The sequence below is a fragment of the Gracilibacillus salitolerans genome (assembly GCF_009650095.1).
In the GTDB taxonomy this organism is placed as follows: Bacteria; Bacillota; Bacilli; order Bacillales; family Amphibacillaceae; genus Gracilibacillus; species Gracilibacillus salitolerans.
In genome coordinates, this window is the sequence record NZ_CP045915.1 from 4,221,924 (window position 1) to 4,234,670 (window position 12,747).

The window sequence follows — 12,747 nt, forward strand, 5'->3', positions numbered from 1 at the left end:
CTTGTAAACTAGTTAATCTAAGATGAAATTAGTCTTTAATATGGTTCTCCCATGCCTTTAAATCTAACAGACCAAGTCCCATACCAAAACCCGCTTCACTCGTGTAGGTGTTCACCATAAATGCTAACCATTTGCCATTTGGACTCACATTAGAATTACTTGCTCTCCATGGTACATGGTTAATCATTCCTGTCATACGAAGACGTTCTCCAGAACCATCCAATTTTAACTTCCAAAGATCAATAGGTGGATAAAAATTATCATAATCACATGATGACTCTAAACATATATATTCACCATCTGGAAAGATCCCTTCAGGTTCATTATGTGTAAGTGGTTCATCAATATAAGTGCGAACCTTTCCAGTTTCAACCTCCACCCCTTTGACCACACATTTCCAATCTTCAGGTGTTTTCCAAGGACTACCAACATATTCTGCCATAATTACTTCTGAATCATTAAAGCGGAAGTCTTGGGGTTCAGGAGCTCTTCCACGTTCATTCTCATAAATTAATTTTTCTGGACCTAATGTCGGACCATCTTCGCTATAGATAATCTCTGTAACAAAACACTTATAATCTCTTCTACTACCAATATTCGGATCATTGCCACCATGAACAGCATACGTAATCTTATTACTAATAGTAGATACACCGCAACCTTCTGAAATTCTTCTTCCCAAGGGCCTCGGTGGGTTCTTTGCATCTTTATCCATTATCCAAAGCTCTGACTCTAGATGGCGACTAACTTCTCTATCTTTGAACTGTTTTGGACCAATTAAAATGTAATCACCATTAGGAAGATACAGCACTCTCAAAAAAGAATGATAATCTCCTAAATTCTTAGTTAAATTACGTACTTTTCTAGTTTCTACATCAATTTCACATATATCTCCATAATTTTTATCAATGAAAGCAATTCGTTTCCCATCTGGTGACCAATAAGGACGTTCACCATATTCTAATAATTTTTCATGAAACTTAGGCGGATTGTTTAACACATGAGTTCCCTCGAACGGTTTATTGTCCACTTTATGAATAGTCATTTTCTTCTCCCCTTTCAATATATATATTAACTATTCCTGCTTACCCTTTGACTGAACCTAACATCACCCCTTTGGCAAAGTATTTTTGCAGGAATGGATAAACAACTAATATTGGTAGTATCGCTAACACTATAGATGCCATTCTAATCGTTTCTTGTGGTAGCGCTGCTTGATCTCCTGTAGCTCCGGCTTGACCGATTGCGTTTGATCCAGAATCAATAACTAATGTTTTAATCAAAACTTGCAATGTCCACATCGATGAGTCTGTAAGATAAATTAATGCATTAAAGTAGGTGTTCCAATGAGCAACTGCAAAAAACAAAGTAAATGTAGCAATAGCAGGTTTTGATAACGGAATTATTATTCTCAAAAACACTCCAATATCGTTACAACCATCTATTCGTGCAGCTTCTTCCAACTCATATGGAAGAGCTTCAATAAAACTTTTAATAATAATGAGGCTCCATGCATTCGTTAGAGCAACCAAAATTAATGACCAGTGATTATTAATTAATCCAAGCCCTTGTACTAACAAATAGTTAGGAACAATACCTGGGTTAAAGACTAATGTGAAAACTACGGCATAAAGAATAATAGTACGGCCTGGTAAAGACTTTCTCGACAATCCATATGCCATCGTAAAGGTAACAACTATATTGAGTATGGTTCCCACGATCGTGATGTAAATCGTATTTTTTAAGGCACTCAAAAAACTATTAGTTGATAAAAGATACATATACGAATCCAATGAAAATTTCTCAGGGATAATATTAAATTTAAAAGGGACATACACTTCAGGATCAGTTAGAGACACGCTTACAACATATAGAAAAGGAGCCAAGCACATTAGAGAGATTAAAGTAACTAATGTATAATTAATATAGTCACCTAACGATAATCGTTTCTGTGGTATAAAACTCATAATAAAAACCTCCTTGAATAAAGGTAACGCCCTGGCTAAAAGTGAAATAGAGTAAGTGGAGTTGTACGTTGAAGACACTGAGCTACTTTGTTACATGATACCTTCGCCTCCAAACCTTTTAGACAGCCAGTTGGCTCCTAGAACCATTATTAAACCAACAATCCCTTTAAACATCCCTACTGCTACACCTATACTTGTATCACCCCTAAGTATCCCTTGCATATAAGCATAAGTGTCAAATACGTCCCCAACATTCATTACCAACGGATTCAACATGAGTAGAATTTGTTCAAAACCAACATCCATCATATTACCTAAACGCAAGATTAATAAGATAATAATGACATGTCTAATAGCTGGTAATGTAATATGCCATATTTGACGTAAACGATTCGCCCCGTCTACCACAGCCGCTTCATAAAGACTAGGGTTAACACCTGCGATCGCAGCTAAAAATATGATGGTACCCCAACCAGCATCCTTCCATATATTTTGGAGAGTGATAATAACCCAAAATAATTTATCATTAGATAGAAAAGCGAAAGTTTGACCGGTAAGGTTATTTAAAAGCTTATTTAACGCACCTATATCAGTCGATAACATAAAGAATGTTAAACCTGCTACAACCACCCATGATAAAAAGTGAGGAAGGTAAACAATGGACTGATTAAGACGTTTAAATGCACTATGCCGAATTTCGTTGAGCATTAAGGCCAAAATAATTGGTACAGGAAAAAAAAGAATTAAACTCATAAAATTAATCACTAATGTATTACGTAATAAAATATAAAAATAGTCGTAAGTAAATAGATCCTTAAAGTGCTTGAAGCCCACCCATTCACTACCAAAGATTCCATCATAGGGATTATAATCTTGAAATGCTATCGTCAGTCCCCACATGGGTGCGTAACGAAAAATGATAAAGTAAAAAATACCTGGTAACATTAATAGATAAAAATACCTGTGTAAATAGATCCTGTGCCAAAAATTTTGTAACTTTGAATGGTTTCTTTTGGTTTGAATCGTCTCCACTTCAGTTGGTGGCAATTTTGACACCCCTTTGCTTTAGTTTAACTGTGTTACTCGATAATCAGCTTTATTTAACCATTTTTTGTTCACTTCAACTCCCCATCCCAGGCCTTTTGGAATATTTACTTTTCCGTCTTTGACCTCTAATGCAGGATAGAATAAATCATCAGTCCATGGTGTATCTTCGATGCTAAATTCTAGATATGGCCCTGCATTCTCGATGGAAGCCAAGACATGCAGGGTAAAAAGAGTAACCATAGATAAATTAGCAGCGTGTGGTGTGCAAGGTATCCCAGCATTTGAAGCCATCTCCGCTACACGTAGTGTCCTAGCAACACCACCAAGATAACAAATATCCGGTTGAACAATATCCATAACCTCCATATCTATCATCCGTTTCCAATGATCCAAGGAATTATCTTGTTCACCACCTGCAATTGGGACTTCTAATTCTTGCTTTACCTGTGCAGTCCATTCTATTTTGGGATATGGACAAGGTTCTTCAAAATGACCAACGTTATATGTTTCTAACATTTTACCGACCTCAATGGCTTTCTCGGGCGTATATCCACTGTTAGCATCTACTAATAGCGTGGCTTTATCTCCAATAGATTTTCGAACAGTTGGTACGATTTTTTCAGTCCGACCTGGCCATTTATCAACATCATAACCAAAGTTGTTAGCAATCCTTATCTTAAAAGCGTTATATCCATTAGTTTCCATTAATTGGCTTAACCTAGATGCTTCATCTTCTGGTGTGATATCTCGCCTCATACTGGAACCGTAAGCATTAATCGGTTTATCACTTCCACCCAATAATTCAAAAACAGCTTTACCTTCGAGTTTGCCTTTTAAATCCCATAAAGCTGTATCAATTCCCCCTACAGCTCTACAAACATAGGATCCTGGAAATTTATGTTCTGCTTCTATACATTGATCGACGATTCCATCAATATCTAATGGGTCAGCTCCTAATACATGCGGTGCAATTTGTTGATGGAGTACCATCGCAGTAATATTTGCATGATAAGGTGCTACTTGACCTATTCCTTCCTCACCTGAATCCGTTCTAATACGTACAATACAAATTTCCTTAGTCGAAAATGTCTCAATACTTTGCACTTTCATATAGATACTCCTTTCAGCTTACAACTCATTTGTAAACGCTTACTATTCACTTTATTTTGCTTCCATATCGTAAAGCATTCAATAGACAGGTTTTGCTTTTATTCTGATATGTCAGCTATAACAAAAAATGTCTTAAAGCTATCAACTGCATATCAAGTTCAATGGGGAAGTTTCAATAAATGCGAGGGTATTTACAATTCCTGCATGTCAATAACTGTCCTTACCATACTATATTGATCATACAAGCTTTCAACTTTGTTTCTTTTGGGAGGAGACAAGAAGAGATTTTTAAATTATGACAATTCATGTCTCCATCTAAATTAATTTTGTTGGCGAATGATGAAGTAGGGTTGGTTACTAAGACTTTCATTAAATCCTGGATAAAACTTTTTGTCCTCATTTTCGTCTTCTATTTCAAAAAAATACACTAATGGATATGGACTATTGGTATAAGAAGCCGGAACCTCTGCTAATAGCTCATCATTCTCTTGGTGCATCTGTACTGATTGATACTTTTCCGCTTGATTGACCTGACGATACTTTAAGGTAACCTTATAGGTATCTGATTGACCAGATAATTTAATGGAGAGTGGAACACGTTCACCTTTAGAAAAAACTTCTGGCTTTACATGTTGAATATTAGGTAACTGAACTTTAGGAACATTATTTAGCCATTCTTTAGACCTACTTATCAGTTCACCCGAAGCCTCTTCTCTAGCAAGATTAGTTTGAGCTTCCATTTTTAAAATGTCCTCATTAATTTCTGAAAGTCTGTCAGACCAATGGCCACGCATGTATGGCACATACCCGAATGTAATATCGGATGTATAAACAGCTTCGGTTGCGCTCACTATTCTCTCCCAAGCTTTTTTTGCACTTCGATAATAAGAAAGAGCATTCTCTAACAATTGCAAATCACCTACTTTTTCATAAAAAGCGTATGCGGTTCCAGCCCTGAATTTATTTGCAAAAAATAAACCTAATCCAATCTGAGTTTCTACATCAACTGCCCATCTACGAAATGTGGAAGTGAATTTATCCATGCTACTATTAGCATGATGTAAATGTTTTTCAGCTGATAATGCTAATTGTTCTAATATATTAGCAGTTTCTAATGGAGACAATTTCCCACTTTTTCGGTTTTGTACCATATCATCGGCATATTCATCTACTCTATAAAACAAAGCAGGGTCTAGCGGGCTTGCTACGTTAAACGTGTGAGGTTCTCGGCCATCACAATGATTGGCTGGCTTATGCTCTTGGTCAACAATCATAATATTTGCATATATTTCTGGCCAATAATGATTATTTGCTACAGAAGGAGCGTGTGCGACTGTAACTAGCGGCAATACTCTACTCGCATATTTCAGTGCATTTTCACACGACTCTGCAGCAGACGGAAATTCATTTTTTAAGTAGCGGCGCCATACTTCTGGTTCTGTATCTGGGTTATACAATAAGCGCCCCCACAAACGATAAGTGTACATATATTTTTTCCAATCATGTAATCCAAACCTTAATTCAGGATCTACTATAGGATCTCTTCCCGACTCCGTCTCACTCGTTTTTCTAGATTTGAATGAGAGCGGTTCCATTATTTCTACTCCTTTAGCTCCACCAAAATTACCAGCTCGGCCATACCCTGCTGCCATCTCTGGATCTCCCCATAATAGAACTCGCTGTGTGCCTGGCCAAATACGATATAACATATCATAGTTACGATCTTCTTTTAGAAAATCAGCATACCCATAGCGAGTAAACCTTCTAGAAGTCGTAGTGATAATCATTTTCCCAGCCTCTGGAGTTGGTTCCACAGGTAATTCTGTTTCTCTTATCGCTACTTGATGATACGGAAGACCCATATGTTCCGCCCAAAATTTTGGAGAAATCATAAATGGTACCCCATTATCCTCAGCAATTTTTAATAAATCATCGTCAATTCCTTTAGGATGTAAATCAAGCTCTACTGATCGTCCACATAAGGACACACCTTTAAGGACGATTTCCCAAAATAAATGGGCCGGTTCTGGAATACCACTTTCATAATGAACTCTAATTGTAACTCCATCAATTTCTGGGCAATCTTGTAATAAAGTTTTTAATGCATCCCGACAATACAATGCATGATTTTCTTGATCAAGACCGTTTATTTTGTACCTTATGTTAGGACTATCTTCTATTTCATAGGCATGCGTCCATAAACCTACTTGAAAATCCATCCCTCGCCGTTTTGTTTCTTGCCCAATAAATCGTAGCATTTCTAAATTTTTTTCTCTTTCATCCTGGGAAAGTCCTTCCACACTAACATCATAACCGGAGACAGAAACAAGGAATGGATAAGCAAAACAGAAATAAAAATCTTTTATATCTGGATCATGACCAATATCATATCCCATACCTAAAGCAAGGCTAAATCTGTTAAATCGATGGAGAGCCAATTCCGTCAAATATTCGCGCCAAAAATCTTTATTATAAAACCACAATTTATCCGTTTTTTCATTAGCAAATAATCGCTTGATACTTCTGATAGAATTAGTTGGATACTCCGTTTTATTTTTAATTGCTAATAAATCTACCAAAGGCTCTGTAGAAGTTTGCACAATATCAGCTAACTCGAGTAGAGCATAAACTAATCCGCGACTATCTGAAGCGGTAACCGTAAGTATTTGTTGATTATCTTTTGTTATACTTTCCATTACAAATGATTCTGCTTGGCCTGGCTCTTTACTATTCTCGTGAGCATATCTTTCTTCGATAAATACAGTTATTGCATTGTCCGTGTCCTCCATAATTTTTTCAGCGATTTCAACTCTTAACCATTGCTCTTCAAGTACTTTAATAAAATAATCCAAAGCCCATTCAGTGGAATTATGTTCTACATTTTTGCTAATACCTTGTGGCACAATTGTGATTTTCTTTCCAATATTATTTTTCAAATGAATTGCCTCCTCCTCGTATAAAATATATATAATGCATATATTTATTGTTTCAAAGATAAGATTCTGCCCTATCCCCTTCCGTAAAATCAATTGAAATGCTTTCTTGTATCTATTCTTCCTTACTATTGCACCGCATTCAACGGACAGTTTTTGTTATATCATAAAAAATTAAAGGACAGCAAAACTTGTCTTTTAACCAGTACATATGCATTGATTTCAGTGTTACGGAAGTCATTTTTTAACACCAAAAATGCCATGTACATAAAAGCGCACATGGCATTCTATATATATATATATATATTTAATTCAAGTCTGTCTAATTTAATGTATTTGTCTGTTTTTTATCTACTTTCCTAAATACTTGAATGGATAGCAACATTAAAAGGTGTGCTAAAAGGCTAGCTGTAAAAAAAGGAATTAATCCTGGAATATTATATAAAATCACATATAGCATAACCACACCAATCAGCATAGCAATAGTAATATGAGGATAAGCTATTCCTAATAACAATGCATATTTAATATAGGATGGATTTTTTAATTTATAATGTACATATACAGGAAAAATATAAAATACTACAATTAAAAATAAAATACTACAAACAATAATTCCATATCGTAATAATGACCACAAAACGCCATCATCAGGCAAAATGGCTAAATCAATATATAACACATAACCTATTCCAAATAGAACTATACCTAATAAATTTGATTTAATAAAATCTTGACGAAAAGTATTCCAAAACATGTTAAATACAGCAACAGCATCTTCCCCCATTATCCATTTCCGCATAATGGTAAAGAGTGCCACAGTGGCAGGCATAAATCCTAATAGTACACCACCAATTAGGGTAAATAGAATCCATAGCAAATTGACATATGCAAACTTATAGATCCACTGACTGATTCGATAAAAAACACCTATTAATCCACTCAATTCCACATTCTATCCCCCCTCAGTCGTTATTAATATAGACAGCTGTTTACAGATATTTTATAGTATTCTGAATTTTTTTACAATTTGAAATTTAAAAACATGAGCTTTAACGTAAGTCAAACGCACTCATTTCCCCCCCTTTTTTCCGATTTCATGCAATTTTCCCTATCGATAGCCATTAATCTTTATTTTATCTTTACATTTTTTTGTTACTATTTATTTGTTAGAATTAAAATACTTAAAATACGGATAAAACACAAATCATCTATAGGAGATATTTCAAATGAAAAAAACAGTTTTAATAGTAGAAGATGAACATATTTTACGGGAAATAAGTAAAGATTATTTCTTAGATGCTGATTGTGATGTTTTGGAAGCAAGAGATGGTACGGAAGCAATAGATTTATTTGAAAATTTCAGCATTGACCTAATTATTTTAGACATTATGATGCCCAAGTTAGATGGGTGGTCGGTCTGTAAGAGAATCCGTGAAAAGTCTGTTGTTCCTATCATTATTTTGACAGCACGATCAGATGAAGAAGATACATTATTAGGTTTTGAATTAGGTGCAGATGACTATGTTACAAAACCTTATAGTCCACGTGTATTATTGGCAAGAGCCAAACGTTTACTGACATCTCATTCCCCCACTTCAAACAAAAAGGACCATATATTGACTAGTCAACATATTGAAGTGAATCTTCAATCTCATTCAGTAAAAGTGAATGGAAAACACATAGCATTAACACATACTGAGTTTGAAATATTAACGTATTTAATGATGAATAAAAATATTGTTATAACTAGGGAACAATTAATCAATCAAGTATGGGGATATGAATATGCCGGAGATGATCGAACAATCAATACACATATGCGGAATTTAAGAAATAAACTTGGGACAAGTGCAAAGCAAATTAAAACAATGGTTCGAGCTGGCTATAAATTTGAGGAGAAATCATGAAGAATCGGATAGTAGGGAAGTTATTCCTCTTAACTACAGGATTATGTTTGTTTATCATACTAGCTATATTTATCGGTCAAACTTTATTTTTTGAACGATTTTATGCCGAGAAAAAAGTCGATCAGTTAACCGAAGCTATTGCATCTTTTCGTCAAGAATATCTAAACATTAATGAGGAGGATAGGTTGCGACAATTGGAACAAGACTTTTACCAGGAGCATAATGCTTGGATTGTCGTGTTAGATGAGAATGGTAACATAAAAGGGACAGAAGACTATTTTATTGAACTAAACAGAGCATTTATATTTACAGATACAAGCGAAAGAAAATATGTGGAAGATGACCCTATCCATATTCCGATTTATTATTTAATCAATCAGGAGGAGCTTCTAGATCAAGAAGATATCCTTAATGAATATCCCACTGTTGAGGTTCAGGGTTTTAAGAAAGAAAATGCAATTTACCCTATCCAATTGTTTTGGAGATCTGATGAAACTATTGACAACTTTTTTGATAGGCAAGGCTCCTATTCATATACACTATGGGAAAATAAGCAACTTTTGCAAGAAGCTAAAGAACTTGATGATGATAATTCTCTTTCAATATATGGTCACGTCAAAGATATTCATATACCAGATGTAACATATAGTATACTTTCCAATCCAATATTGATCGACAAACTAAAGGAGTTCCAGGTTGACCTCTTGTTTAATAAGAATGTGGAAACAGAAATACAAGATTTTGAGCAAGATAGTATTCAATATAAGGTACTCGTCAATCCAGCAAAAAACAGCAATGGTGAAACGATTTATTTCTATACGATGGCTTCCTTACAACCAGTAAATGAAGCCGTACAAATGATTAAAGAATATTATATTTATATTGTTCTATTTGTTGTTGCGTTAGTTTTGTTAGCTGCTTTTTACTATTCGAAAGGGATAGCAAGACCTTTATTGCGTATAAATGATGCTACGAAAAGAATGACAAATTTGGACTTTACCGAGAGAATTACCGTTCAATCAAAAGATGAAATTGGAGAACTGTCAAACAATATTAATTTTCTCTCGACAACTTTGCAGTCCTATATTGATCAACTGCGACAAGATGTTGATAAAGAAAGACAGTTGGAACAAACACGGAAAGATTTCATTGCTGGTGTATCACATGAATTAAAAACACCATTAAGTATTATGAAGAGCTGTATGGCAATTCTTCAAGACGGTGTAGCAACCGACAAGAAAGATCATTATTTTAGCGCAATGGAGAATGAAGTGAATCGTATGGATCGGCTGATCGAAGACATGCTTGAATTAGCAAAATACGAATCAGGAACATATAAGATCGAAATGAACGCCTTTTTCATTGATGAATTAATTCGTTCGGTCTACAATCAACTATCTTTAAAAGTAATAGATCAACAAGTTGACGTAAATCTAAATCTTCATTCAGTTGAGGTAATCGCTAATCAAGATCGAGTGGAACAGGTTATTACTAATTTTCTTTCCAATGCGATTCAACATACACCTGACAAAGGGAAAATAATAGTTACAACGCTTAGCGAAGAAGATAAGGTTAAGATCACTGTTGAAAACGAAGGAAGTCATATCGAAGAAGAACAACTAGAAAAAATTTGGGATCGTTTTTATCAAGGTGGAAAAACTCAACGTTCAAAACAAGGAACAGGTTTAGGACTTGCCATTTCTAAACATATACTAAAGTTGCATCATGTCCCTTTTGGCGTAATTAATACAAAACAAGGAGTCTGTTTTTACTTTTATTTAAATAAAAAATAATATTCTTTTTTGTGGACAAACCATTCCTTTAATACCTTTTGGAGTATTAAGGGAATGGTTTTTTTTAGTTCGATTCAATCTTTAGCTTATATACATTTTATCTTTATCTAATCTTTATTTTACTATACTAATCTATCAACAGAAAGATAAACAACATAGAATTGAGGTTTATTATATGAAGAAGATTAGTATTATTATCTACTTCGCATTTCTACTTATTATTTCTGCCTGTCAAAGTGAACAGGTTACGTATCAAATGGGACTTAAAGAGAATAACGAAATAATATCATCAGCAGGTAAACAACAAATGAATTCAGAAGATACAGGAAAAGTTGTTTACCTAACCTTTGATGATGGACCTACTTCTGTAACTAAGAATATTTTGGACATTCTCAGTCAGTTTAACGCCAAAGCGACATTTTTTATGTTGGAGCCTGCAATGAGGGAATACCCAGATGTGGTCAAACAAATTGTAGAAGACGGTCATGCTGTGGGAATACACGGTGTTACGCATGAAGTAAATCAATTTTATGCTTCGGAACAATCTGCTCTCGAAGAAATGATCAATGCTCAGGAAACCCTTCAAGATATTACCGGCGTTCGTTCCAAATTGATCCGAACACCTTATGGAAGTATCCCTTATTTAACAGAATCTTATCGAGAAGTTTTGGATAGCAATGGATTTCACTTATGGGATTGGAATGTTGACAGTAGTGATTGGTCATTATCAGGGGATAAATTTATAGATTCCACTGTGAATCAAATTGGAAATTTAGCTAGTGCCGGGGAGACCTCTATTGTTCTGATGCATGATCAAGAAGAAACTGCGAACCATCTGTCATCGCTATTAACCTATTTATCTGAAAATGGATTTCAAACAAAGAAAATCGCTAAAAACATCAAACCATATAATTTTAACTGTTATGACCGTTGTCATTCACTGAACTCATCACAAAACTAAATTTGCAAACAAGGAGAGAGTGTTACATGAAAAAATGGATTCGACTATTTATATTATTTTTATTTGTAGGTATATTGTATTTTACCCTAACCGACAAACTAGAACCTGAAACATCTAATGAGAGAGAGAATTCTAAGATTTCCTCAAAGGAAGAAAAATATAAGGTTGTCATTGACCCTGGACATGGCGGTGAAGACCCTGGTGCTATCGGTGTAAGTGGTTCATACGAAAAAGATTTTACATTAAGTCTGGCTAAAAAGATCTCGATTTTATTGGAAGATGAACCAAAACTTGAGGTATACATGACGAGAGAAGAAGATGTTTTTCTATCAGCAGAAACTCGAGAAAGACCTAATTATGCCAATGATATAGAAGCCGATTTATATATATCATTACATGCTAATACATTTACGGACCCATCTGTTTCTGGTACAGAATCATTCTATTATCATAAAAATTCAAAACGATTGGCGAATATTATACACAGACATGTTTCAGAAACGACAGGTTTTCGGAATCGTGGTGTGAAGAAAGAAAATTATTTTGTGTTAAAGGATACTACTATGCCTGCTGTTTTACTTGAAATCGGCTATATAACCAATCCAGAAGAAGAACAAACAATGCTAACAGACGATTTTCAACAATCTTTAGCAGAAGCTATTAAGAACGGAGTCAATGAATACTTGAAATAAAGTTCGAAATCATCTCTATATAATATTTGAAACTTCACAAAATTTTGTTCTTCTTGTTCTGGTAAGCGGCATAGTAGAGTGAGGACGAACTGTCGAGGCAAAAGCACAATCCTTACAGAAGGTGACGCAGCCAATCGAGATGACTTAATCTTTCTCGAGAAATTGCCTTGTTTTTGAAAAGTAGTAAACAATAGCTGATGAGAGTTACTTGTATTCGAGTATAGCCATTTCTAATATCGGGGATAGATATATGAACTTATTCTGATTAAATCTCATCAGCAAAATCAGCGGACATTTATTCCATTATTTCAAGTAAAAACGGTGAAATTTGAAT

10 protein-coding genes are annotated in these 12,747 nt (G+C 34.8%); 4 read left to right on the top strand and 6 right to left on the bottom strand.

Annotated features, from left to right (window positions below; translation table 11 throughout):
• Positions 1–28: 28 nt before the first annotated feature.
• From GI584_RS19925 to GI584_RS19950, 6 genes are all read right to left on the bottom strand, one after another.
• Complete coding sequence (locus tag GI584_RS19925; protein WP_153792349.1) at positions 29–1,045, bottom strand: TolB-like translocation protein; 1,017 nt, start codon at positions 1,043–1,045, stop codon at positions 29–31.
• Positions 1,046–1,085: 40 nt separating this feature from the next.
• Positions 1,086–1,967, bottom strand: a complete 882-nt coding sequence (locus GI584_RS19930) for a carbohydrate ABC transporter permease (RefSeq protein ID WP_153792350.1) — start codon at positions 1,965–1,967, stop codon at positions 1,086–1,088.
• Between the two features lie 90 nt (positions 1,968–2,057).
• Positions 2,058–3,023: an ABC transporter permease gene (locus tag GI584_RS19935; protein ID WP_407647375.1), complete on the bottom strand. Its 966-nt coding sequence runs from the start codon at positions 3,021–3,023 to the stop codon at positions 2,058–2,060.
• Between the two features lie 9 nt (positions 3,024–3,032).
• Positions 3,033–4,124 carry a mandelate racemase/muconate lactonizing enzyme family protein gene (locus GI584_RS19940; RefSeq protein ID WP_153792351.1) on the bottom strand — a complete coding sequence of 364 codons (1,092 nt, stop codon included), beginning with the start codon at positions 4,122–4,124 and terminating at the stop codon, positions 3,033–3,035.
• Positions 4,125–4,444: 320 nt separating this feature from the next.
• Positions 4,445–7,060, bottom strand: coding sequence for a hypothetical protein (locus GI584_RS19945; RefSeq protein ID WP_153792352.1), 2,616 nt, complete (start codon positions 7,058–7,060; stop codon positions 4,445–4,447).
• Between the two features lie 319 nt (positions 7,061–7,379).
• Complete coding sequence (locus GI584_RS19950) at positions 7,380–8,009, bottom strand: YesL family protein (protein WP_153792353.1); 630 nt, start codon at positions 8,007–8,009, stop codon at positions 7,380–7,382.
• A gap of 277 nt (positions 8,010–8,286) precedes the next feature.
• Here GI584_RS19950 and GI584_RS19955 point away from each other — a divergent pair, with 277 nt between their 5' ends.
• From GI584_RS19955 to GI584_RS19970, 4 genes are all read left to right on the top strand, one after another.
• Positions 8,287–8,967: a response regulator transcription factor gene (locus tag GI584_RS19955; protein ID WP_153792354.1), complete on the top strand. Its 681-nt coding sequence runs from the start codon at positions 8,287–8,289 to the stop codon at positions 8,965–8,967.
• Positions 8,964–10,760 (top strand): sensor histidine kinase, encoded by a 1,797-nt coding sequence (locus tag GI584_RS19960; protein WP_153792355.1) that lies wholly within the window; start codon positions 8,964–8,966, stop codon positions 10,758–10,760. The genes GI584_RS19955 and GI584_RS19960 overlap by 4 nt, the downstream gene beginning before the upstream one ends.
• Positions 10,761–10,935: 175 nt before the next feature.
• Positions 10,936–11,721 carry a polysaccharide deacetylase family protein gene (locus GI584_RS19965; protein ID WP_153792356.1) on the top strand — a complete coding sequence of 262 codons (786 nt, stop codon included), beginning with the start codon at positions 10,936–10,938 and terminating at the stop codon, positions 11,719–11,721.
• Between the two features lie 26 nt (positions 11,722–11,747).
• On the top strand, positions 11,748–12,413 hold the full coding sequence (locus GI584_RS19970) for an N-acetylmuramoyl-L-alanine amidase family protein (RefSeq protein WP_153792357.1): 666 nt from the start codon (positions 11,748–11,750) through the stop codon (positions 12,411–12,413).
• Positions 12,414–12,747: the final 334 nt, after the last annotated feature.